This is a genomic window from Spirosoma endophyticum, assembly GCF_900112365.1.
GTDB classification, from domain to species: domain Bacteria; phylum Bacteroidota; class Bacteroidia; order Cytophagales; family Spirosomataceae; genus Spirosoma; species Spirosoma endophyticum.
The window spans coordinates 1-23,378 of the sequence record NZ_FOLQ01000004.1 but is presented as its reverse complement, the minus strand read 5'-3'; the positions used below and the strand labels follow the sequence as shown (position 1 = coordinate 23,378).

Annotated in this window: 27 protein-coding genes; 9 read left to right on the top strand and 18 right to left on the bottom strand. The window is 47.4% G+C overall.

Annotation, left to right across the window (positions count from 1 at the left end; genetic code table 11):
- Window positions 1–4: 4 nt before the first annotated feature.
- On the bottom strand, window positions 5–889 hold the full coding sequence (locus tag BM202_RS12130; RefSeq protein ID WP_093827226.1) for an ROK family protein: 885 nt from the start codon (window positions 887–889) through the stop codon (window positions 5–7).
- Between the two features lie 150 nt (window positions 890–1,039).
- Between BM202_RS12130 and BM202_RS12125 the strand changes: the two genes are divergently transcribed.
- Window positions 1,040–1,873: an SdiA-regulated domain-containing protein gene (locus BM202_RS12125; protein WP_093826350.1), complete on the top strand. Its 834-nt coding sequence runs from the start codon at window positions 1,040–1,042 to the stop codon at window positions 1,871–1,873.
- 198 nt (window positions 1,874–2,071) lie between these two features.
- Here BM202_RS12125 and BM202_RS12120 read toward each other — a convergent pair whose 3' ends face one another.
- Together BM202_RS12120 and BM202_RS12115 are read right to left on the bottom strand one after the other, a co-directional pair.
- Window positions 2,072–3,028, bottom strand: coding sequence for a relaxase/mobilization nuclease domain-containing protein (locus BM202_RS12120; RefSeq protein ID WP_093826349.1), 957 nt, complete (start codon window positions 3,026–3,028; stop codon window positions 2,072–2,074).
- A 3-nt stretch (window positions 3,029–3,031) separates the two neighbouring features.
- Window positions 3,032–3,478 (bottom strand): hypothetical protein, encoded by a 447-nt coding sequence (locus BM202_RS12115; protein WP_093826348.1) that lies wholly within the window; start codon window positions 3,476–3,478, stop codon window positions 3,032–3,034.
- 225 nt (window positions 3,479–3,703) lie between these two features.
- On the opposite strand from BM202_RS12115, the gene BM202_RS37220 reads away from it, so the two are divergent.
- The 3 genes from BM202_RS37220 (at window position 3,704) to BM202_RS12110 (ending at window position 4,366) form a co-directional block, all read left to right on the top strand.
- On the top strand, window positions 3,704–3,847 hold the full coding sequence (locus BM202_RS37220; protein ID WP_177236571.1) for a hypothetical protein: 144 nt from the start codon (window positions 3,704–3,706) through the stop codon (window positions 3,845–3,847).
- Window positions 3,848–3,915: 68 nt separating this feature from the next.
- Complete coding sequence (locus tag BM202_RS37215) at window positions 3,916–4,083, top strand: hypothetical protein (RefSeq protein WP_177236570.1); 168 nt, start codon at window positions 3,916–3,918, stop codon at window positions 4,081–4,083.
- Window positions 4,073–4,366: an IS110 family transposase gene (locus BM202_RS12110; RefSeq protein ID WP_177236569.1), complete on the top strand. Its 294-nt coding sequence runs from the start codon at window positions 4,073–4,075 to the stop codon at window positions 4,364–4,366. The genes BM202_RS37215 and BM202_RS12110 overlap by 11 nt, the downstream gene beginning before the upstream one ends.
- A 273-nt stretch (window positions 4,367–4,639) precedes the next feature.
- Here the strand turns inward: BM202_RS12110 and BM202_RS12105 are convergent, their stop codons facing one another.
- The 6 genes from BM202_RS12105 to BM202_RS12085 form a co-directional block, all read right to left on the bottom strand.
- Window positions 4,640–5,548, bottom strand: coding sequence for a phosphotransferase family protein (locus BM202_RS12105; RefSeq protein WP_093826344.1), 909 nt, complete (start codon window positions 5,546–5,548; stop codon window positions 4,640–4,642).
- Between the two features lie 113 nt (window positions 5,549–5,661).
- On the bottom strand, window positions 5,662–7,170 hold the full coding sequence (locus tag BM202_RS12100; RefSeq protein ID WP_093826343.1) for a glycosyltransferase family 39 protein: 1,509 nt from the start codon (window positions 7,168–7,170) through the stop codon (window positions 5,662–5,664).
- A 184-nt stretch (window positions 7,171–7,354) separates the two neighbouring features.
- Window positions 7,355–7,804: a hypothetical protein gene (locus BM202_RS12095; protein WP_143100682.1), complete on the bottom strand. Its 450-nt coding sequence runs from the start codon at window positions 7,802–7,804 to the stop codon at window positions 7,355–7,357.
- Window positions 7,805–8,152: 348 nt separating this feature from the next.
- Window positions 8,153–8,566, bottom strand: coding sequence for an SDR family NAD(P)-dependent oxidoreductase (locus BM202_RS38735; RefSeq protein WP_262507676.1), 414 nt, complete (start codon window positions 8,564–8,566; stop codon window positions 8,153–8,155).
- A gap of 62 nt (window positions 8,567–8,628) precedes the next feature.
- The gene (locus BM202_RS38730; RefSeq protein WP_317039692.1) at window positions 8,629–8,808 is read right to left on the bottom strand and encodes a hypothetical protein; all 180 of its coding nucleotides are present in this window, start codon (window positions 8,806–8,808) and stop codon (window positions 8,629–8,631) included.
- A 224-nt stretch (window positions 8,809–9,032) separates the two neighbouring features.
- A complete protein-coding gene (locus tag BM202_RS12085; protein ID WP_093826341.1) occupies window positions 9,033–10,283 on the bottom strand; it encodes a glycosyltransferase family 4 protein in 1,251 nt (416 codons plus the stop codon).
- A gap of 1,057 nt (window positions 10,284–11,340) precedes the next feature.
- Here BM202_RS12085 and BM202_RS12080 point away from each other — a divergent pair.
- Window positions 11,341–12,705 carry an oligosaccharide flippase family protein gene (locus BM202_RS12080; RefSeq protein ID WP_093826339.1) on the top strand — a complete coding sequence of 455 codons (1,365 nt, stop codon included), beginning with the start codon at window positions 11,341–11,343 and terminating at the stop codon, window positions 12,703–12,705.
- Window positions 12,706–13,344: 639 nt separating this feature from the next.
- On the opposite strand, the gene BM202_RS12075 is transcribed toward BM202_RS12080, so the two are convergent.
- The 4 genes from BM202_RS12075 to BM202_RS12065 all read right to left on the bottom strand — a co-directional run bounded on the left by BM202_RS12075 (window position 13,345) and on the right by BM202_RS12065 (window position 15,545).
- Window positions 13,345–13,812 (bottom strand): hypothetical protein, encoded by a 468-nt coding sequence (locus BM202_RS12075; RefSeq protein ID WP_093826337.1) that lies wholly within the window; start codon window positions 13,810–13,812, stop codon window positions 13,345–13,347.
- Window positions 13,813–13,840: 28 nt separating this feature from the next.
- Window positions 13,841–14,065 carry a hypothetical protein gene (locus BM202_RS38215; RefSeq protein WP_245776646.1) on the bottom strand — a complete coding sequence of 75 codons (225 nt, stop codon included), beginning with the start codon at window positions 14,063–14,065 and terminating at the stop codon, window positions 13,841–13,843.
- A 188-nt stretch (window positions 14,066–14,253) separates the two neighbouring features.
- The gene (locus BM202_RS38210) at window positions 14,254–14,667 is read right to left on the bottom strand and encodes an alpha/beta fold hydrolase (protein WP_245776645.1); all 414 of its coding nucleotides are present in this window, start codon (window positions 14,665–14,667) and stop codon (window positions 14,254–14,256) included.
- 32 nt (window positions 14,668–14,699) lie between these two features.
- Window positions 14,700–15,545, bottom strand: a complete 846-nt coding sequence (locus BM202_RS12065) for a sugar phosphate isomerase/epimerase family protein (protein ID WP_093826335.1) — start codon at window positions 15,543–15,545, stop codon at window positions 14,700–14,702.
- A gap of 167 nt (window positions 15,546–15,712) precedes the next feature.
- Between BM202_RS12065 and BM202_RS12060 the strand changes: the two genes are divergently transcribed.
- The gene (locus BM202_RS12060; protein ID WP_093826332.1) at window positions 15,713–15,910 is read left to right on the top strand and encodes a hypothetical protein; all 198 of its coding nucleotides are present in this window, start codon (window positions 15,713–15,715) and stop codon (window positions 15,908–15,910) included.
- A gap of 99 nt (window positions 15,911–16,009) precedes the next feature.
- Here BM202_RS12060 and BM202_RS12055 read toward each other — a convergent pair whose 3' ends face one another.
- The 3 genes from BM202_RS12055 to BM202_RS12045 all read right to left on the bottom strand — a co-directional run bounded on the left by BM202_RS12055 (window position 16,010) and on the right by BM202_RS12045 (window position 18,527).
- On the bottom strand, window positions 16,010–16,243 hold the full coding sequence (locus tag BM202_RS12055; RefSeq protein WP_093826330.1) for a hypothetical protein: 234 nt from the start codon (window positions 16,241–16,243) through the stop codon (window positions 16,010–16,012).
- Between the two features lie 302 nt (window positions 16,244–16,545).
- Window positions 16,546–16,971 carry a response regulator gene (locus BM202_RS12050; protein WP_093826327.1) on the bottom strand — a complete coding sequence of 142 codons (426 nt, stop codon included), beginning with the start codon at window positions 16,969–16,971 and terminating at the stop codon, window positions 16,546–16,548.
- Window positions 16,972–17,864: 893 nt separating this feature from the next.
- Window positions 17,865–18,527, bottom strand: coding sequence for a methyltransferase domain-containing protein (locus BM202_RS12045; RefSeq protein WP_093826325.1), 663 nt, complete (start codon window positions 18,525–18,527; stop codon window positions 17,865–17,867).
- A gap of 259 nt (window positions 18,528–18,786) precedes the next feature.
- Here BM202_RS12045 and BM202_RS39060 point away from each other — a divergent pair, with 259 nt between their 5' ends.
- Together BM202_RS39060 and BM202_RS12035 are read left to right on the top strand one after the other, a co-directional pair.
- Window positions 18,787–19,146, top strand: a complete 360-nt coding sequence (locus BM202_RS39060; protein ID WP_093826323.1) for a glycoside hydrolase family protein — start codon at window positions 18,787–18,789, stop codon at window positions 19,144–19,146.
- A 718-nt stretch (window positions 19,147–19,864) separates the two neighbouring features.
- Entirely contained in the window at window positions 19,865–20,713 is an 849-nt protein-coding gene (locus tag BM202_RS12035) for a hypothetical protein (protein WP_093826321.1), read from the top strand.
- Between the two features lie 128 nt (window positions 20,714–20,841).
- Here BM202_RS12035 and BM202_RS12030 read toward each other — a convergent pair whose 3' ends face one another.
- The gene (locus BM202_RS12030; protein WP_093826319.1) at window positions 20,842–21,879 is read right to left on the bottom strand and encodes an alpha/beta hydrolase family protein; all 1,038 of its coding nucleotides are present in this window, start codon (window positions 21,877–21,879) and stop codon (window positions 20,842–20,844) included.
- 69 nt (window positions 21,880–21,948) lie between these two features.
- The gene (locus tag BM202_RS12025; RefSeq protein ID WP_093826317.1) at window positions 21,949–22,518 is read right to left on the bottom strand and encodes a Crp/Fnr family transcriptional regulator; all 570 of its coding nucleotides are present in this window, start codon (window positions 22,516–22,518) and stop codon (window positions 21,949–21,951) included.
- A gap of 569 nt (window positions 22,519–23,087) precedes the next feature.
- Between BM202_RS12025 and BM202_RS12020 the strand changes: the two genes are divergently transcribed.
- Window positions 23,088–23,378 (top strand): helix-turn-helix domain-containing protein (locus tag BM202_RS12020; RefSeq protein WP_143100681.1); only part of this gene is annotated, 291 nt, incomplete at its 3' end.

The window sequence follows — 23,378 nt, the reverse complement described above, 5'->3', positions numbered from 1 at the left end:
AAAATTAGTCGTTAAAACAGCCCGCTGCTCCGATGGCTCCAGCCCAATCTTCGTAATGGGCTTTGCAAATGGTCGTTTTTTTGCCAGCGGGTCGCCACTCGAATAAGTCGATAAAGGTTTGAAGCGGTGTAAATAAGGCGTCGTCGGCCTGGGTGATTCCGCCACCCAATATGATCAACTCGGGTGAAAATGCATTGGCGAAAGACGCCAGGCCAGCAGCCAGTCGGCGGATAGACGTTAGCCAGACCAGCGTTGCCAGCGGTTCGCCCCGTCGGTAACCATCGACCAGTTCGTAGGTGGTTTTGTAACGACCGTACGACCGCCGACTAACTGTGCTATTGCCGATGGCATCTTCCAGACTACCGGGCGTGCCGGTTACCCCAATCTGTTCACTATCAGCATCGACGGAAATATGGCCCAAATGACCCGCCATCTGATAAAAGCCCTGATACAACTGTCCGTTGAGCAATAAACCACCTCCAACACCCGTACCAAGCGTGAGCATGACCGCATTCTTGACAGACTTGGCTGCCCCAAATCGGGCTTCGGCCAGCAGAGCCGCGTGAGCGTCATTGAGCACCCGCACGGATTCACCCAGAAACTCCGACCAAATAAATCCTTCCAGTCCCTGTAAACGGCCGGGCATGCAGGCAATGGCTTCGTTATCAACGGTTGGTAAACCCGGTGCGGCTACACCGACGCCCAGTATTGGTTCAGTAGTTGTGGCTTTTAATTGCTGTACGGTTTGGGCCACCACGGCTTTCCAGTTGCTATCTTCTCCGTCGTCAGTTGGGGTAATTCGTTTCTCCAGTACGTTGCCCGTTTGGGTATCAAGCAAAACGCCTTTAATGCGCGTGCCTCCGAGATCGATGCCAATTGCCAGATTCACTACGTTAATTGTGTTACTCACGGGTTAGGAATTGTTTATGCGTCCCTGCTAACAAAAGCGAAGGAGATGAAGGTAATACTATCAATTCGACTAAAAATAGCTGCCCTATTTGCCCATCAAACCCCTACTTTTACGACAAACATTGAACGTATGAATCGTCTTCTTTTAGGAGTAGCCTGGCTACTGACGGCTTGCGGTGGCTCGTCGACAAAAAATGAAAAACCCAAGGCCGAAACCATTGCCGCCCCCTTTAAACTGCCTTACCAGCTCACGGCTCCCGATGAAAATTATACAATGCCCAATGAGCTAAAGGAAATATCGGGTCTGACGTATTATAAGAACAATCAGTTGCTTTGTGTTCAGGATGAAGAGGCTGTCGTGTACGTTTTTGATACAAAGAAAAAGGAAGTTGTAAAAGACTTTGGATTCGGCGGTTACGGTGATTTTGAAGGAATTGAGTACGTAAATGATGACGTGTATGTGCTCGAAAGCAATGGGAATTTGTTTCGTTTCAAGCCAGAATCTACGCAAATCGGACGTACTAAAACCGATTTACCTAAAAAAACGGAAGTAGAGGGATTGGGCTATAATCCTAAAACCAAGCGCCTGCTCATTGCCGTAAAGGAGGGGAAAGGATCGAGCGATAAAGCCGTCTATTCATTCGATCTGCTGAACAAAGCTGTGTTCAAAGACATGAGCCTGAACGATGAGCAACTCGAAGGAGCGGGCATCGACCCGAAAACATGGAAGCCGTCGGGCATTGCCGTGCATCCCATAACGGGGGAATGGTATATGCTGACGTCGGCGGGAAAACGCTTGCTGATTACGAACCACGAGGCTAAAATAATCTATTCTGAACCACTCGATCCCAAGCAGTTCCGTCAGCCCGAAGGCATTTGTTTTGCCCCCAACGGCGACTTGTTTATCGCCAGCGAAGGCGATGGCAAAAAGGGATATATTTTGAAGTTTGGGTATAAAAAATAAGCTAAACTGTATTGGATTTAGCTGAATCTAATAAGCATACGCCCCATCAGATGCATCAACGTAAGCGAAAACCAAAACTTCGCTGGTACCCTTATAAAAAAGTCAGGTACGGAAATGTACAATATGAGGGCTTATTTCGCTGATTTTAATATCTGTCCAACTCAATCAGTAGCATACGAACTATTTAGAATTAGTGGTTTATCGCCCTCTATTAATCTTAAATCTGGACTTATTTAGCTGAGTGGCCTTAGTAGGAAGGATAGCATCGGTTTCTGATTTGTTTGCCAAGGGTTGGTTTATGGTTGGCTGTTTAACTGGTTTTGGAGAGGTTGTTAAAGACAGACCCAGTTTTGGAAGGTCTTGTATACCCAGTTGTCGCTGCTGGGTTAATTTGTTTTTCATTTTGGGCCAGCTAAAGCCCCGATCAGCCTGGCTAGCCTTGACAAACTGACCATTGTGCTCAAAAACTACCCCCGTCGTGGATTCATCAGACTCCGCCTTGGCCGGATAACGATGAACCTGAATTTCGTACTGCTCTAATCGGTTAGCTAGACCTATTAGCGATGCTGAGTGAGACAGCTCCTGCGCCAGGGCCTTATAGATGATCCGTTTTGCCGTTCGCCATGCGGACTCGTTTTGCTGATGAGACACTTTTTTAGCCGTTGGGCGGCTTACTGATAGGGTTAATCCCTGTTCGTGGGCAATAGCAATGGCTACAGATCGACTGCGACTTTGGCAAAACCCTGCATCAATCGTACCGCCATTCTGTTTGACCCGATTTAATAGTAGATGCATGTGTGGATGTTCCCGGTCACTATGTCGTACTAGAAGCCACTGGGCTTGTGTGGGATCAACGCCCAGGCGTCTCATATACAGTTTAGCCAACTCAGCCATACGGGTGTTAGTCAATTGGGATTCATCGTCGCGGGAAAATGACAGAGCCACGTGCCAGACAGCCCGTTTTAGATCAGGGTTGAGCGCATGTTGGCGAGTAAAGTCAGCACTCATATGTGTCAAGCTGCCGAGCCGAATCCCATTTGCGGCTAGCACTTCTGCGTGCTTCTCCACCATTTGCTGGTCTTCCGTTTTCCGCCCTTCCATCAGGTAGCGGACTGAATTGCCAAAGCTTCCTCCCAAGCGCACTTTTGCCACCATGGCTCAAATAGGTTTAGCGGTTTTGCCCGGTCCTGTTTGCCGACGATCCACCTCATCCAGCACCCCACTGATCCGTTGCTGCAAGCTGGTCAGCGAAACCGACAAGGCCAGTAGACCCGCCGTCTCAGCCCGTCGCGCCAGCTCATCCAGCGTATTACAGGCGGCTACCAACTGGTTAAGAATTCCAAACTGTTCCCCCGTCAGCCCCTGACGGCCGTTAGTGATCATAGCCCGGATGTGGCCCGCCATCGAGCCATGGTCCCGCTTAGGCCGTGCTGTTGTTTTCGTGCTCGTGCCCGTGGGCTTGACCACAGGCTGGTGACCAGCCAGCCGGCGCAGGTGCTCATACTCGCTGGGGGTGAAACTGACGGTGACTTTGTGAATACGCTGGTCCTGAAGGGTTTTAGGGGGGCGTCCTTTTCGAATCAGGGATGCCGTTGATTTCTGCATATAGAGTTTAGTTAAGTAAGGGGTCCAAGCGGGGTGATTTCTTTTTTTACCGGGCAATAAGACAACTTGCCCTTAGGTTTTTATGTGTCCAAAAAAGAGAATCTTCTAATAATTAGTTGAGAATATTCCAAAAATGAAAATATTATCATAAAACTAATGTTAATATATCAATAATTATCTCAAATGGGCTGTTTTTACTCCCTATCAGTAACCAAACGAGGCCCAATGAAAACACTAACCAAAGAAGAGCTTATCTATTCCTTCCGGGGCGATAACACCAAACGGCGGGATGCTCTCTACAGCTCGGTGAAGGTTTTAGAAGCCCTGATTCAACGGTCAATGGTCCGAATAATGATTCGAAGATTCTAATTTTAGAGGGTCTCTTACACATCCAAGCATTCCCTGAGGCCATTTCACCCCTGTAATCGTCAATTCGTATGGGAAAGCAAACGGCAACTCTTCTGGTTATTAATTCACAAGCGGCTGCCATCGATATTGGCTCCTGCAAACATTGGGTAGCCATCGATCAGAACAAGTCGGACGGCCGATGCCGAAAACGTACGATCCTTTGGGGTGTATACCCAAGATCACCAATTGCTCATTGACCATTTGCGGCAGCATGGGGTTACGACGACAGCCATGGAAAGCACCGGTAGTTATTGGCAAACACTTTTCAACGCCTTACAGGAAGCTGGGTTTGAAGTACTTCTAATTGGTGGTAGCCAAACTAAGAATGTGCAAATGGGGCAGCCCGTGCAGCCCAAAAACGGATGTTATCGACTGTTTGTGTTGGAATTGGCAGATCGTGGCATGGTCAGCAAAAAGAAGCGGGGTCAATACTGGATTAGCCCTTCTATATTCCGGCCTGCTACGATTCAGATCGACTAATCCCCTAAAATGAGATTGTGAGGGGTAGAATTGTTACCTTAAAAGTCTAAGGTTTTTGTAATCAGTATAACCAAGGCAAAGGACATCTCTCCTAAGTTGACTAACCTAGGAGGATTTAAACTTGTCGAGTAATAATAAATGGTAGGTAGCTTACACTTTAAAAAGCTCTGTCGTTCAATAAAACCTCAGTTCACCCAAAAACGCTGAACAACTAAAGTGAACGAGTTTATTGAACGCGAAAATGCCTGTTTTCAACCATTCCTTTCAACCCTGTCACCGTTCAGAAAAACCTCCGATTAAAATCAGGACAAGACATACCACAACAACTTTAGTTTTCGGCCAGCCCAAGGCATTGGCTAACACCAGGGTGGCGTAGTCGGGATCAGTACCCATCTCGGCCAGTTCAACCAACCGCAACACGCCAGTTAGGATCGACACGCGCCCTCGGTCAAGTCGATAGCCCGTAATGAGTTCATATTCCGTCATAACCCGTTCGGTAAGGTCGGGCGAAATGAAGTTGGTGTAGATGAACTCTTGATGCAACTCTCCAAAGCCAGCATCCCCAAAATCATACACCCCAGCTAGCTGTTGACGTTCATAATCGAACGCCATGTTCCAGCCGTGACCGTCAAAATAGCCATAGATGATCCCATACGGATCGTCAGCCAGATGCGCCCATTGATCAAGTGTTTTTATTGCCTTTATCAGATAAGCCTTGGATAAATGTGGTTGAACACCCGTTAGAATACCCTCCGACGTTGGCCATGGATCAAGTGGCCGTGCCCCTACTGCTTGCAGTAAGGTAGGATCGATGGCGTGAAGCTGGGCATAAAATCGGGCTAGTTCTTCGGCTACTCTTTGTTTTACGCTGTTATCCAGTAGTTCATATTGAGCTGTGGTTAAATGGTCCCCTTTAAGCTTAATGTGTCTGGAAAAGGGCTGAGGTGTGTCGAAAAAAACGAGATCAGGGACGGCTAGTGTCAGCTTTGGGCAAACAACAGCCAGCATGGCGGCTTCTCGACGTAACGCGTCGATTCCCTCTTGGTCACGAGGAAATTTAAACATTAGCTCGTCATCCACATCCACGGCTATTGAATCCCAGCCCAAGGTCAGCAGGGTAAACGAAGCGTTACCCAGTTCGGGAAAACGAGAAACGATCACTGTTCGGAATAGCTCTAGCATACTCGATACGTGGTAGGTTGCTGGTGTGTGTCAACTAGTCATTTTATCAACCTCTTTTTTTGTCTGCTTACAGAAAAACCTTGGTATGTTTTCCCAACAAGACAACAACAGGGCTACCAGCGCTCCTCCTCAATCTCTTTAGCCAGCCGACGATTAATATTTACTTTGGCAAACGCAAAGACAAAGATGGTTGTCCCCTGCTCCCGAGCAAAGGGACTCCGAATCGAATCAGAGACATAAGCCGTCTTGAATAAAGAGCCACTCTCTATCAGTTCATTTGCTTCAGCCCCGGCTTCTTTGATTCGAATGAGATGGTTATATTTTTTGTCAAGTTCAAACCAGTTTATATAATCCGCATTAAAGGTGACAGCCTTGATACCCTGATGCGTGTAATAGTTAATCGCCCCGGCTTGGCCATAATTGTCACATAAAACCAGGGTTTTATCCCGATCGGGCGAACGGGCGTAGACCGAATCTACCTTGGCGGCCAATTCCCGCCAGCCAAGCATATCCGCAAAATCCTGCGGTAATGCATGATCTTTTCCATCTTCCCAGCGTAAGAGCCCCAGCTTTTGATACTGCTCAGGATGCTGGGTGATTTCCTGCGGTGTTTTATTGGGGAAAGCTACCTGGTATACCGGGATAAACAACAGAATTGGGACGACCATCAAGGCGGCTCGTAACCAGACCGATTGTAACTTAACCGAAATAAACACAGCGCCAAACGCTAGATAAACCGGATATATCCCGATAGCGTAATACCCTTTGGCCCGTAAAAAAGTGAACGTTGCTAAGGTGAATAGGAGGGCAAAAAAGAAAGATCGGTAAGCTAAAAAAGGTTTATAAACGAGCAGTCCATATAATCCAGCGATGATAACAATCCAGGAGCCCACAAAGTATAGGAGTTGTTCTTTTAGAAAATCGGCCCGGTTTACCTTGACCAGTTGAGTCCGGGCCAGTAGCCTCATGTGGTGAATGACTGGAAACGTATGTTGGTATTGCCAGATCAGATTGGGCATGATTAACAAAAGGCTTACCCCTACTGCTAGATAAACGTGCCGACCCAGCAACAATCGACGCTGCGGGGTCAGTAGTAGGGCGGGAAACAGTCCGATTAACAGAAAAACTACATTATACTTATTTAGAAACCCGAGCGCAAAGACAGCGGCAAAAACGTAGAGCCATTGCTTGTTTTTGGAATTGATGTATTTAATTAATACGAAATATAAGCTTGTCCAACACAAGACGTCGAAGGAGTTAGGCTGAAAAAGCTGGTTCAATCGTAATAAGACGGACAAGATTAGACACGTGGCCGCTAGCACACAGGCAAATAAATTTCCGTTCAACTCCTCTACCGTTTTCCAAACGATCAGGATGGTCAACGCCCCAAAGAAGGCCGGGAAAAATCGCACTGCCCAAACCGGATGCCCAAGCCAGCTAATAATCAGGGCAATCCAGGAGGTGAAGGGCGGTACCGATAAGTACCCCCAGGCAGGATGATTTGCCTGATCCAGGTGCAGATATTCATCCCTATGTAAATCATACTCGGGATGAATTAAGACATATTGTAGCAGAAACTTCAAGGCAATAAACCCCACCAATAAGATTGACCTTTTTGTCATAATAAAGGGTGAAAAAAGTTGCGAAAAACGTGATCCATAGGTGAAACGACAACTACGGATGAGTTGACTAAAAAGCCCATATACTAGTTAAATCAGGTTAACTGACTCTTGTCACGAGTTCCCATTTCAGTACGACCTAAGATAACAAACGTCTAGACCGTTCTACTACGTAAGGAACCATTTGTTAGAAGAGCCTGACCGTCAGTTGCTGACTGGCCGTCAATTGCTCGGATTTGTCATCTTTAGTCTGCACACGCACATCGTCCAAACGGATCTCGTACTGATCCCCTTTTTTGGCTTGTTGGGGTAAGTTACCTAGCGACTCGCTCCCCGTCCAGACAATCGAACCCAGTCGGGTATCTTTTCGCACTAACGTGATGATCGCTCGATGAATAGTCACCTCTGGCTTTAACTGAGCATATTCCAACTGGCTTTGGCGGGTCAGGTAACCTTCCAGCTGCAGGATTTGCGTTGTCAGGGGAATGCCTTTATAGAGATTGGCGGGCTTACCACCAATCAAGATTAAGACTTCAAAATGGGGCTGATTGTCTGGTAGCTGGGAAAGAGACGTTTGGGCCGCTACCGTATTGAGTGTCAGCCATAGGAACAGGGCTAAAAGAGTGCAGCTGAGCATAATAGGGCGCATAATCATTGACGTATTTATGTATTGAAGACAAGCCAGGCTGCTAGTAATGAATTAGTCTATACCCTACGCAACGAATTATTGTAAAAGCGTAATGACCTTCCTCTGCTGCTCTGTACCGATTCAATTATACGTTTTTACTGGCTTATCCAATCAATAGCCTGCTCCCGTTCTGAAAAAAAATGTTAAACGTAAGTAACAGGATACTGGTAGGCCGGAACCTCCTGATAGACCCGGTATATGTCGTGAACCGTCAAGCGCCCGGTTGCAACGATCTACCGTGTTATCACCCATGAAGAGGCCGGTTGACCCTGTAGCTTTTTCAGGGTTGAGCTGCTATCAGGCAATGGTCTTGGATACACCCCCATCTACCCGGATGGCGGCTCCATTGGTGGCCAATGCCAGCGGGCTGGCCAGATAAGCGACCAGATTAGCCACCTCCTGGGTGGTAGCTAATCGTTTGATGATAGAGGTCGGGCAGGCATTTTTGAAGAAATCCTTCTCCATTTCCGCTACCGACACGTTACTTCTAGCCGCCATACTGGTAATAAAATCGCCCATACCTTCGGAGAACGTCGGACCGGGCAGCGCCGTATTGACCGTCACGTCCGTCCCGGTGGTCAATTCAGCCAGACCGCGTGAAACAGCCAATTGAGCGGTTTTGGTTGTGCTATAATGAATCATCTCCGTCGGGATTTGCAGCGCTGACTCGCTGGAGATGATAAGGACACGTCCCCACCCGTTGGCCAGCATATGGGGAAATAATGACGGGACAGGCGAACCCCGCTCATGACGTTTACCTCAAAAAACTTGAATCAGTCCTCATTGGGAATGTCGGCAAACGCTTTCGGCTCAAAGATTCCGACGTTGTTAATCACTATATCCACTTGGGGCAATTCCGCCAGCAAGGCGTTCATTTGAGTCACCTGACTAAAATCAGCCGCAATGCCCCGAAAGCGGGTGCCAGGTAATTCGTCCGTCAGTTGACGGGCCAGTGTTGCAACCCCTTCGTTGCTGCGGCCATTGAGTATGACGTCGGCTCCTTCCTAGGCCAGCGTTTTGGCAATTGTCAGGCCAATGCCCGCCTTCGATCCGGTTACCAGGGCAGTTTTGCCACGAAGCTGTAAAACCATTTTTTATCTATTATGAACCGTAACTCATTCGGCAACTCATCAAATAGAGCAGTTGTCCACGTTTAGCGGCCGTTGTAAACAGGCCGTTAACCAAACTTACCCGTAGAGCTAATTCCTATTTCACCCGACGCTGAAGTTGGCTCCGAACCGGGTAAACTTGAATTACATAACTGATAGAGCATCAAGAATTGATTGGCAATAAATTGAATAGAAAAGCGGCTTTGTACGAGTTGAACACCATTCCCCGAAAGGCGCCTGTAGGTTGCGGGTTCAGTGAGTAGCGTTTCCAGGGCGATTGCAATTTCATCAACTTGGGTTACGTCAACTAATAAACCACCCTCGGCTACTACCCAGGGAACAGCCCCGCTGAATTTGCCAGCCACTACTGGAACGCCTAAACTCATGGCTTCCGCTAAAACCATCCCGAAAGATTCCTCCAGCGAGGTGTGCAACAGTAGAGTACATTCAGCCAGTTTCCCCAGCACATCGGCATGAGCCATTGACCCCAAGAAATGCACATTCGTTATGTTATGGTGCCGACAAAAATCAACAGCCTCTCCTCCAGGCTCAAATGCCGTACCCATTGCCCATAAAAGGGCGGTTGGATATTGACGTTGTAAGACTTTAAATGCCAGTAACCCCTTCTCACTATTCTTGCGTTTTTCCCATCCATTGACAATCATGCCGATTGTGGGGGGATCCGATAAAGCGGGACTACGGCGGACTGTAGGTACTGACACTGGATTGGCGATCACAAATACCTTTGAGGAAACCCATTTGCCAATTGACTGGGCCATATAAGGCGATACGGCCGTAAACCAGCGACCCCGCTTAAAAACAATTCGAGCCAGAAAGAACATGAAAACCCGCTCCAATGTCCGGATGTAAGTGAGGATAGTCAAGGCGTTATCATGAACCGTGATCAGGGCATTGGGGCTATAACTCAACGCAGCCATGGCGAATTCATAGGTCCAATGGGCGTGAACCACATCGGGTTTATAGCGATGTAATAAAGCGAGCATCTGATGACGCTCAAATCGGAACAAGTCCAGCGTCCGGCCCAGCCGCTTGCCATTGGGCCGGAACGTGTGGTGCCGGCTGGGGGCAACCACATAGGTGAGTTGTTGATCGGTATAAACAAAAGGGGGCTCGTTATCATCCATGTCCGGATCAATTGTAATCGCCAGCACCCGATGCCCAAGGGCTAGATATTCTTTAATGAGGTTACTCACTAAGGGGGCTCCGGCTCGACCTTTTGGCCAGGACGGCTGCTGGGCTAAAACCGATTCATTCAATAAGTCATTCGTAGCAATAGGCCCTAATACACCAATGTACATTCGAAGGGTCAGTTATGGGGTTATCAGAAAGATTTCCTCCCGGTGGTTCGTCTTTAGGCGGGTATTCTATTGGTTGGACTGACATCGGATAAGGCACTGATCATCGCGAAGGTGAATCTATAGTTCAAACCGCTCAGGTTACTGGTAGGCGACAGTGGTATCAACATGAGTGAGTCACCAAACTGGTGTCGACTCCATACTTACGAGTAGTAACTAGATTGGCTTGGTTGTCGGCAGTTCTAGACAACCTTACCTGAAGTTCGTTCTTAGCCAGCAAGATCCCGTGTCTAGCGCTAAGGAGCTTATCAAGGGTTAGTTTAAAATGCATACAGTGTTGATCTCCCATTAAGATGATCCCTTGGCGATGGATGTTGTCATTACTAAGCCTTCACCCGTATCTACGCGATGGCCTCCTTGTTGGTCAACGGGTTTAGGCTAGCTACTATAAATTTAGACCAGAAGTTTGGTAAGCCCCGTCCCGTAGTGATCAACGACATGTTGATTAGTTTAAACTCTTTATATACCTATTAGACCCAATAAGTTGCGTAATGCATTGTATGTTTCTAACCTATCTAGCGTAGTTATATCCACGTTGCAGATATACCCTTTAAAATAGAAGTATTTCAAGGATTACCTTTTAAAAAGTAAAATGATGCCAAGGCCTGTTAAAATGGTTTTATTGCAAACGAATAAAAGATGCCGTGCTTAACCAACAACGTAGTTTGCTTCCTATTTTCTTAACCCTGTTGGTCGATTAAGTAGACAACCTGGTTAAAACAGGTGTCGTGCTACGGGCATTAGCCATACGACCGGCAGCTATCAGGAGCAAAATCTAGGTAAAGTTTCACGTTTGAAAATCGCTACTTCTTGATCCAGGAAATGAGTCAAAGTATAGTGCTGATCGGATCAAGCGATAAGATATAATTTAACTTGGGTAGTTAATTTTTGTCACGCGCTCGGGAAGACCGAACGCTGTCGATGACACTTGACATCAGTAGCTGACAGCGTTTCATTGCCATAATTTACACACTTGCTACCACGTTTATCCAGACACAGAATGATTTTGACGGCCCTAGGACAGCTCCAGAAACGAATTGCCACTATTCATCCCCGCACGCGGAACCTTCACATTAATTCCGTTTTGGGCCTAATCAGTAAAGCGGGTAGTATGCTGGTTTCTCTCTTACTAGTTCCAATAACAATCAGTTACTTAACCCAGACCACTTATGGGACTTGGGTGACGATTAGTTCGATGAGTTCCTTGCTGGCCTTCGTTGATCTGGGTATTGGCAATGGACTACGTAATAAGCTGGCCGAAGCGGCTTCCAATCAGAATCCTAAACTAGCCCAGCTATTGGTTAGTACGGCTTACGCTTTGTTTGGCTTGCTGCAAGGGGCGTTTATTCTGTTATTCCTGATTCTGGCCAACTACATACCTTGGTCACGGGTGCTCAACTCATCCATGGATCCCCATCAATTGCGCTTAGTTGTGCTGATCGTGGCGATCGCTATGGCTGTTAAGTTAGTGCTGGATATGCTGTCCTACGTGTTGCTGGCATTGCAAGAGTCAAGCCGGGTCAATTTGATCAATTTTCTGATCAATTTACTCGTCTTGATCGGCACGTACGGGGTAAGTCGGTTTACGAATTCGAACGTAGTCTACCTGGCTCTAGTAGCGGCCGGAAGCCCTTTGGTGGTCTTAGGAATTAGTAGCTGGGTGCTGTATCAGAAACGATTGATCGCTTATCGGCCTACGTTCACTCAAATCCGGTTTAAACAAGCCAGGCAGATTCTTTCACTGGGATACACATTTTTTTTAATCCAGCTCGCTTTCATTGTTGTTTTTTACACCGATAACTTGCTGATCAATCAATTTTTTGGCTCGGCAGCTGTGGCGTCTTATAACATAGCCTTTCGCTATTTCACCATTACCAATACGCTCTTTGGGTTGGTCATCGTGCCCTACTGGTCAGCCTTCACTGAGGCCTTTGTCAAACAAGATGTCGCCTGGATGCAGCGTACCCACCAGATGATGTATAGGCTTTGGGCTGGCTTGGTGGGTGTCGTCATCTTGATGGTGTTGGTAGCTCAACCCGTTTACTCAGTTTGGGTTGGCCAGCGCATTCACATTCCCTCTAGCTTGAATCTTAGCCTTGGGCTATTTGTCGTGATTACGGGCTGGAATCTTATTTCGAGTACCGTTACCAATAGTGCAGGCAAGATGCGGCTCCAGATATGGTACGCACTGGCCTGTATTCTGACCAATATTCCCTTAGCTTTTCTGCTGAGCAAAACCTTAGGTTTGGGCAGTTCAGGCGTAGTGCTGGCCTCGGTCGTCTCGTTAGGATACGGAGCGGTTCTTGGCCCCATTCAGGCCCATAAATTAATTAAAGGGACGGCCAGCGGGATTTGGAATCGATGAAAGGTAGCTGAGGGCCTACATAATACGGTTGAGTGAAATCAAGTCATTAAAAGGAGTAGAGCTGACCACACTGGCGGTTAAGGCAGTTCGTGTTGCCCGAGTACCGTGCCACCCCATATCCTATCTTTTTGCTGGCCTTATCCGGTTGATCGGTTAAATAAAAACGAAATAACCTACAATCCGTTACTAGGCCTATAGACCCCCTGTCTATAACGTGTAGTGAATGATGGAATTCTGAAAAAAGCGGCTCAGCAATGTAGCCGTTTTTTCTATTGGCGTGGGACGGCGATGAGCCACTGATGCCTGAGGAACCAATCTATGAAAGCTAGGGAAGGTTATTTCGATGTAACTATGTACCGTCTGCAGGAGCAGTTGCCAACCTTTTTCAACTGATCGTTCGACCTATGCTTTAGGCTAACCTAAGTTGTTATTTTCCGTTAAAATTGGCCCCCTTATACCAAGCTATGACTAGTACTGCATACTGAGCTTTGTTAGAACATTAAGTGAACGGATATAGCTTATTTCATAAAGCAGTTTACATTAGTTCACTTAAAGGTTCGATTTAGGTCGGGATTTTGCGCACAAATTTTAATAACTGTAAACTACTATCCGTAGCATATGGTCTCACAAATCCCTCTTTTACTTGACACGAGTAAATGTCTGGTCTAAATCTTTACCCCATGTTTCGCCGTCTTCACAGAGTTCACCTTTTCCCAGGATCGTATTCCCATCACCCTTAATGGTCCAGCTATAGCGTTGCGAAAATCCAGACACATTGCGCCACCATTTCACCACGTTGCCGTTAACAGAAACCTCATACTTTCTCGAAATCTTCCGCTCGTCAAAATAAAGCATAAACAACTCTCCGGTAGCGTCGTCACTGCCGAAGATGCCGATACCAACCGGGAACCCTTCTTCCTCAACCTCTAAATACCACTTCAGAAAAGCACCGCCCTCGATCCATTCAAAGGATGATTTCCCGGCCAACACTTTATTGGGGACGGCGGGATGGGTGCTAGCTGTTGTCCATTGGCCAACCAGCTTGCCCAGTTCGTTTAGGGCTGGATTCGGAATGTGTGCTTTGTGAATGCCTTGAAGCCGTTTCATGTTTCTTGTTTTGCAGGGTAATCACGCCTTAAAAGGTAGGAGGGGCGGCAGACAGATCGGAATCCAGGAACTCCGTGATCATCGGGTTTAGCCAATTGGTTCGCTGCAGCATACCGATATGGGTCGTGCCGGGTAGAATGGCCAACCGAGATTTAGGTAACCCGTCTATATCGCCTTGTTTCCCACCCCCTTTGGCCCGAAATAGTTCAAGGGCATGCTCATAGCGCACCCCATCGGCATCGCCAATGGCCATGAAGACGGGGGGGGTATGGTTTTTACATCCGTTGACCAATCGTAGGTCTTCAGATCTATACTAACCACCTTTTTTACAAATTCCGGAAAACGGGCCGGATCATTGCCAAAGCTATCGTATTGTTCCCATACGGGCGTGCCCTCAAATAGGTCTGGGGTGAACCTAGCAAAACTGGCCTCCGTATCGGGTCACCAGCCATCGTGCTTGTAGGTACCTGACAACACCACCAGCCTGCGTACCTGCTCGGGATGGCGCACCGCTACCTGAAAGGCTAAGCAGCCACCCATACTGTAGCCCATTATATCGGCCTGATCGAGTTTAAGGTGCTTAAGTAGACCGGACACATCATCGGCCATTGCTTCGTAACTAAACTCGCGGGTTGTATCCCTGGTGCGGCCATGCCCCTGCATTTCGGTGGCAATGACTCTCCGGTCTTTGGCCAGCAGCGGGATGAAGGTTGACCAATTCAGGGGGATAGTCAGGTAGGAGCCGTGCAGCAGCACAAGGGGTTTGCCTTCTCCGTAGACCTCATAGTATAGCTGAAGCCCATTTACAGGGGCATAACCGCTTTCGGTGGGCTGAATATTCTGGTTGTTGTCCATGTCGTTAGTAGCCGTTGAATTAGGCTGACGAGCTATCGCCCCAGAATTTTTGTTGCCCCCAAACTGGTGGTTAGACTAGGCCAAACGGAGGGGTGGAAATGACCGTCCTGCTCCACGACCGAATACTGTAAACCCGCTTGGTTAGCGTGGGCAAAAAGCCGCTTGTAGTCAATACTTCCCTTTCCAACCTCCGTATTGGCCGTGCGATCCTGTTTATCCATATCCTTGACGTGCCAGATGGGAAAACGGCCCGGGTACTTCTGGATGAACGTCAGGGGATCTACCTTCATGCGGGCAAACCAGTACAGTTCCATCTCCATGATCATCAGCTTAGGGTCAATCTGTTTCAGAAACAACTCATAGGGCACCACGCCTTCGAAGGTCTCAAAATCATACCCATGGTTATGGTAGCCGAATTGAATGCCGTGTTTTTGGCATAACTCCCCTAACCGGGTATACTCCTCCACCGCCCGCTTAGTGGTTTCCAGACTAGTGAGCTCATTATAGGGGACGATCATGTACTTGAGCCCCATGGTAGCGGCTTCGGTTATGGAGCTTTCCGCCGTTTTGCCCAAATTGAAATGAGAAGCAAACAGCGTCATGCCCAGGTCATGGGCAATTTTAGTAAACTCTGCCGGTTTCAACCCAAAATAGATGCCCTTATCCCCCTGATAGGATTCGAGCAGCGTATAGCCAATAGCGGCCAATTGTTTCAAGGTTCCCACGGGGTCTTGATTCATCCACTCCCGGACGGTGTAGAGCTGAATGCCGATGGGGTAGTTGCCCTTGGCCTGAGCAGAGACAGTAGGAAGACCGGCGGCCAGCGCCCCGGCGGCCAGCGCCCCGGCGGCCATGAGAAAATCTCGACGTGAAAGCATGCGGTAACGCACCGGAAGTAGGATGCTGATGAGATAAAGCCCGTCAGACACCTATTCCTACCCGGATTTAAACGCAACCAGGTGGCTGCGGTAGCAATCATCCCAAATTGGCGTTTCGTTTGGATACTTACCAAAATGCCGCTTACCTTTTAGCCATGTAATCCACGTTGGCACTTTTCCTGGGCATCATCACGCTACTGGGTAGTCTGTTCCCACAGACCGACATGGAAGAAGTCTACAAAATCTCCGGCTTGATTGGTGCTCTCAGGGATAATCAACACATACCGGCTCAGCAGTCTCTTTGGAGCGAACTCATCGAAAAATTAAGACTGATAAGCGTTACCAATGGGTTTCCGTTTTTGTGAATGAAAACGTACATCGCCGGGCTGTCGGAGCGGTAATTTTAATAGATGTCCAACTCAATCATAGAGCGAGCCTATGGGTAAACGATACCTAAAACAACGCTACTCGCGAAATTTCAGATCCCGTTCTCGAATTAAGGCATTTGTCTCAGCAAATTCGAGTAACATACCATATTCTTCTTTCGACCGAATGGTGGCACCCGCTTCATCGACCGGTTCGTTGAATGCACACCTACACCGGCGCTGACCAAACTGATTCTTGCCAAAATCAAAGTGAGCTATTTTGTCTGGATCATACGCCACATTTCCTAAAACTAATATCTGTCCTTTTCTCATAAGGGTTGGATTTAAAGACTAAAGACCGTTTAACCCATCGCTTTGCTGGTCGTATACCTGTCGTACTCTTAAAGGGCCAAAATCGGGCGCATTAGCCTTTGCGTCGTCTATCTGGTTATCCCTCAATAAAAGCTTCGCTATCGCGGGCCAGGGTGCTTACGTGGGTTCCTAAGCGTTAGCTTTTGAACGTATAGGCAAGTTACCTTGGGGTATAAAGTGTTGCTGCGTATCAGCAAGTACTGAATGGCCAAGTAGATCGCCTGACTTTAGCAGCTAAAGAGCTTAACTACGGTGGCAACAAATTAGCCCACAAAGTCAGGCGAGGTACATTCCTGCCAGTAATCGATTATTTTTCGCATCATCTGTTCAAGTTTATCCAGGCTGCTGGGCTTGATAAAGAAGCCTTGGACTGACTTGGAGTAGGCGTCAATGACGTGTTGCTGCTCGGCACTGGTGGTAAAGAATAAATAGGGGATGCATTTTAAGCGCAGGCTCTCATTGGCATGCACTTTCTCTCGGAGTTCAAGTCCGCTCAACTTGGGCATATTGATGTCCGACAAAACGATGAATGGCTCAATATCGGTCGATAGTAAGTAGGTAAGCGCTTCTTCAGGGTCTTGGAAAAAGATAATTTCGTTTGGCGTTGTCAGCTTTTTAATGATCTGCGTTAACAGAAGCTGGTCGTCCTCATCATCTTCAATGACAATGATAGGTCCCTTTTTATTCATAATCGGTTAGGGAGATAAAATTTGCGTGTAGCCATCGGTTGCTGGAGTAACGACACTCGCCGACCATTCGTTGCAAACCCATCCGTATCGTCATCTGTGTCCCCCGTGTTTTTAGACTCAGCTATTGGCAATAGGTAAGACGCTATCTATCCTTGGAGACAAACTAATTGTACAATGTGCCTATCCTACTAACTGGACTGCGGTGGCAACGGGCAGCCCCGGGTCGGTGTACCGACTGTGAACTACCTGACAGATAGTAAAATCACCGTCTCCTAAAACGCTCCAAAGTCGAGATTTAGCAGGCATCTCAAAATAGCCGAACGCGATTGGGTTTACAGACCAGTAGGTAGCTAAAGCGAGTCGAACCGGCTAACCCCTTTTGATTATTTTACGATCCCACTCCGGTGAACCGGCCGTTGCGGTACCTTTTTGACGATATACTTTAAGTAGCCGTTTACTTGAATTTGACTTCCACTAAAAAGTAGTGTGGAATCTTGTAGCTGTCGTAAAGGTGTTCCGAGTCAACCCCGGATTGAGCTACTTCACAATAAGCTTAACGTTTATCCGCTCTTATATAGGGTGTCATATAAGCCAGTATATACTTGTTGGCCTCGGGTGCAATGCATACCTGAGCGTCTTTAACAAAGAAACTTTTGAGCGTTAATTTGCCTTCTCGCTCGGGTCAACAGGATAGTTTCCGCTGGCTGAAAAACCATTAAATTGACCGGTTTCGTGTACGATTTAAGACGATAATGGCAAAGGGCAAGCTGGGCCGCAACTCAGCCAGTATCGTCCATTTGGCCAAGCGTTTTTTTACTTGACCTCGTACTACATTGACTAGCTGTACAAATTATGGTTGATGGACTATTTCGTATGAATGGGGGCGCTCCCCCTTAGTTGCTTATCGAATGAATACCGTAGTAATCGTCTGTTGAGCCAATCTCATCTTTAACCCGGCCTACCACCGCAAATAGCGGATCACTCCAGCCACCCGGGCTACGATCAAGGACCTCTATTTGGTCGAACAGGCCGGTTTGCTCATAATACGAACGGACCAACTGCTGATGGCCTAGATCATTGAGCGATTGCCAGATGGCAACGGCCTTGGTCGGAAACATGCGATTGGAGAACACGGTCAGGAACGGACTGCCGGGCCGCAGCACGCGCGCCAGCTCCCGGTAAACACTCACCGGCTGAGTCAGGTACTGCACCGACACCGTTACCATGCCACCGTCGAAGGTATTGTCGCGGTAAGCGAGGCTGGGTGTTTGGTTCAGGTTCTGTACCACGTACTCGGTGAGTTGTGGGTTGGCCTTCAACTCGACCTCGTTCATGCCCAGTCCGGCTACGCGTCCGTACTGTATGTTGGTAGGCAGGTGGCTTACCCAACTGCTCATCAGATCGAGAATATTACCGCCAGCGGGCAGATATTCGGCATATAAGTTGGTGGTAGCCCGGACGGCAGCATCGTCGATGTGGTTGACCAGGCGGGGCTGCCCGTAAAATTGCCGGTCGTCGGTTTCGTCGTACCGTTGAAATGGATTATTAGCGGTCATAAGAAGAATGTAACTGATCAAGAGCCTAACCGATCGTTTATTGGGGATGTTTTGCTGGATCAGGCGTAAAACTGATCAAGAAAGGAGCGAACTTACCCACCATGCTTAGTCTGCTTTGGCTATAATGGTCTGCGTTTTATAGGGGGTTCGGTTTGTTGACTTGTTACCGTTTATCGGTCTGCCACAGCGTCACAGTGTCGGTACCACCTATTGGCCGGTGTTTGGTCCGCAGTACCACTTCTCACTCCGTGCCAATTGAATGAACGACCCCAACGGTTTGATCTATTTCGACGGTGAATACCACCAGTTTTACCCGTACAACCCCTTCGGTGTGCGCTTGGGACATATGATCTGGGGCCACGCCAAAAGCCGTCATCTGGCTTACTGGCATGAGCGCCCGCCCACCCTTAACGGAGAAGACAGCACCCTGATCTTTTGGGGGAGCTGTGTCATTGATAAAACGAACAGCAGCGGTTTTGGCCGGGGCAGTACCCCACCCTCGACTAGTCCCCATTCAGGGCCACTTCCACCCGCCGATACAACCACTGGACCTAGGTGCCCACAAACTGTTTACCCTGACTGGATACCTAGGCAACTTATCGGATCAATTCTCAAATAAGGCTCCCAAAGTGCGATGGTTAATTCCAATAGCTGTGTCAAATGATCACACCGGTCGGTACGCTGTCGTATCGCCGAAGCTGAGCGGGCCCCTGAATTATCGGGGGTGGGGAGCCACTGCGAGTTAGCAGTCAGAGCATTAACCCGGGACTGACCATCCTTGACTTACTCTTCTACAGTACTATCTCACTATGCAGAATATATCAAACTGAAATCGTTCATTAAAAGGCTAGCCAGCTATATTTAATGAACTACGTAAGCGTTTGAAAATCACACTTTTGCTCTTATTTTGACAGCTTACAAAAATCGTTCACGAAAACCCTTGGCCAACTAAACGCTTTTCATGGCTTATAGTGAAAGCTTAACTCTCAGCTCTGATGACTGAAAACGTCCACGAAAAGGTTGCTTTTCCTGAACGAACACTACAAAAAGTACAAAATCATGAAAGAAGTAGGGAAAGGTATTGTTATTTGTGATTTAGCGGTAAAATACTATTTTAGGAAAGAGATATATTGACTATTGGCTTGTAGTTAACATCATTGTATATAAGTGGATAGACTTTCACGTATGTTCATAACCAGATAAACAAAAAGCCATTCGGGCATCCAATAAGTATCGAACGATAAAAGCATTTAATGAGAAAACGTTGTTTAGATTGGTTTACCGAGTAATTTATAGATTGGCTACCTAAATTAGCGGTATTTGCTACCCTATTCGTTATGACCAACCGACCAGCGCTTAGCCGGTTATACCTTACTCTTGTTCCCTTTTTAGCCGCGGCAGTAGCCCTTGGCCTTGGACACAATAAACCCCAACTCTATCTTCCCATCTGGCTGGCTCATGCGGCCCTGATGGCAAGCGCCGTCTGGGGCATGGGAAAGAATTGCTTCACCAATCCCGATCCTGGGCAAAGGCAACTCGGCATCATTGCCCTGTTGGTGATCATTCCCTGGATCGGTTTTACCGTTTTCGCGGGCATGGGACCTCCGCCCACTTCCATACCCGAATGGGTGAACACGGCTATCGAACAACAGATTCGCTATGCCCTGCTGATAGCGGGAGGGATTCTGATCACAGTTGGATTGGCCTTGCTGGCTAACAAACTCCGCCAGAGCGGTGAGCAGCACTATTGGTTACTGGGTGTACTGGCGTTGGGCATCGCTCAGCCTTTATTTATTGCCAACATGGCCTATTGGGGTAGCTTTTTAGGTGAATCATTTACTAACTTTTCGGCCTCATCGATGGCGGAAAGGCCCGATTGGTACTTGGCTATGCGTGCCCTTTTTAGTTGGATTAGCGGAGCGGAGGTAGCCCTTTTGTATTTAGCTACGGCTGCTTTTGGGTTAGCCCTACAATCAGCAAGGTGGTTCAAGCCCAAGGTTTGTCGGCTGTATGTGTTTTTCAGTCTAGTCGGCGCTTTACTGAGTGTGCTCCCCTCGTTCTCTTTTGAACCACTGGTAATTGCCACTTATTTAGTGTCCATCCCTGCTTTTCCCTTCATCATGCCCTATCTGATGGCGCTTAATTTGTTAAATCTAGCCAACTCCATTCCGAACAGGTCTAGCTAAAGTACAACTAGGGACGTGCTTTTGTCTCAAGTAGGAGCCTTTTTTGAGAATAAACAATTGATGACTTCAAAATCAATTAAAGGAGGGCTATTGATCAGATGAAGTAGTGACTAGCACTCCTTCCATGATCAATAGCCAGATAGCCTATTTCTGAAAAACTGCGTGGCTAAACGAATAACTTCCATGTGAACTTGGTGGCGATTCACAGTAACCACATCACTAAAGTAAATCGGGTCCGATTTTTTGACTTCGTTAATCGCTTCGTTCAGCATAACGTAGTGCCCAGTTTTGCCCCCAAATTCATAGTAGTCAGACCCCGATATGAGCCGATGGAAGTGACGGGCGTTAGTTTTTACCGGTGCTATGCTATCACTTTGAGCGCCCATAATATACAGCGGGCTTTGAATAGCTTTCACTTGATCTTTCCGTTGAAATCCCTGGCCAAGCGCAGGTGATATAGCCAGAAATGCGCTAAGGCGATGCTCCTTTAGCGATGGTAATTTCTTGATGGCAGCTTTAAGGGAGGGGTCGTTTAGGTATTGGGCTACACCGGGCAGTTCAGGAATATCGATCTCCCGACGACCCGTCGTTTTATAATAGGTAAGCAAGGTATTATAATCCAGCACGGCACCCGCCAGCGCAATGACAGTATAGCCTCCAAACGAGAAACCCGCTCCTCCAATGCGTTGCGAATCAATCACCGTACTAAAAGCGGTATTCGTTAGCAGAGCCGTCAAGGCAAAACTAATGTCTAGCGGGCGCTCCCAAGGTTTAAGAAATTCGAGGGCTACTTTGTTATCGTAGGTATTGCCCCAATGGTCAACAGCAGCCACAATAAATCCGTTTTGAGCCAGTCCCTGCGCTAGCCACTCCATAGTCAGCCGCCCTCCTCCCGTACCGTGTGATAGCATAATCAGCGGCATTTTGTGAATAGGCAACTGCCCATTCCGCACTGTATACTGACGGGTGAAGGGCGAGAATACTTTATCATTCGCTTTCAAGGTGTCGTCGGTTGGATACCATACTTCCGTCACTACCGGACGATGACGGCTTTCGTCCATGAACGAAAAGGTTTGTTGACCGATCTGCGTATTCGGTGGATGCTGGGCAAAGCTAATTGGTGGCACCAGCAGGCAATAAAGAACAATGATCCCTAATCTGTGCATGATTGTCTTGACTTGTTGGTACAAAGCAAGCAGCAGCGTACTGAAAAAAGATTGACAAAAATCAATAAACTATCTTTTTGTCTTTAAGCGGCTCAATGTTTCCTGGGAAATACCCAGATAATCGGCGATGATTTTAGCGGGTAATCGTTGGATAATCTCCGGATTGGTTTGTTGGAGCGTATCGTACCGAGCTCTGGCATCCAACGAAATAAAGCTTTCAATGCGTCGAATGGACTCAATATAATCGAGTTCGAGGCCAATTCGATCCATGGTTTCCCAACCTGGTATACGCGTATAAAGAGCCTGTCGATCCTCATAACTGATCATAAGCAGTTCCGATGACTCGGGACTTTGAAGGGAAGCGATCGAAGGCTGCCGAAGAATAAAGCTGGGGAAAGTCGTTCCAAAACGGCCTTCTAAGACCAAAAAACGGGTTGACTCGTTTCCCTGGTCATCAGTCAAAAATACGCGCAGACATCCTTTAACGACGAAATAAACATAGCGAGCTACACTCCCTTTAGCGACGAGGATTTCGTTACGCTTCGTGTATTTGACTTTGAAGTAGCTACTAACGACTGAAGCCTCCTCAGCTGATAGGGTAATCTTACCGGCCAGATAAGTTTGTAGGGCAGGATGCATCGTAAGATGGTAGATGACAAGCTAGTGTTCAGGCGCCAGAATGTTATTTAGCAATTAACATTCTAGAAACTATATCGTGGCGAAATGTAACGCATTAATTTTATTCAACCAGGCTAGTATCAACTTAACTCGACACTTTTACAGACTTAGTTTGGGTAATTCACTGTTTCCATAATCGCCCGTTTTTTTGAGATAAGCCAGAAGCAGTCCTACAAATTGGTACGTCTTATTTTACTGGAGAGAATCTGTGTTGTCTTTTATTGAACCACTGCTACACCCTTCGCTGCTGATGGGCTAAAGATTCGCATTTTACTAGATACTTTTTCGCCGCATTCTGGCTGATTTACTTTCTCGTGAAACGCCCATTTCTTGAAGCAGATGTATGAAGATTTTATCGTCTCAAATAGGAGGGTTTTTTTAAGACACTGATTTTTTAATAGCTGTCTGACTTAATCAGTCGCCTACGTTCACCGATTCTACATTATTTATGGTCACACGAATTTATATTAAAACAAGACTAAGTAAGTAGTCCGTGAGAAATAGTTTGCATTATTTTCTAACTTGCCCTCATGGGACGAGTAAATACTCCGGTTCTAACCGATATCCAACGTGCCGATTTAGAACGTGAATTAAAAACCAATGATAGCCATAGCTTTCGGATGCGTTGCCAAGCCATCCTACTCAAAGCGGCTGGCCGTAAATCGAAAGATGTTGCCCAGATTGTGGGCATGTGCCATGTGAGTGTTAATAGCTGGCTGAAACGCTTTAAAACCGATGGACTCGCAGGACTACAAACCAAACCAGGACGGGGACGTAAACCCTTGCTGGATAAAGTAGCCGACAAAGATGCGGTGCTAGCC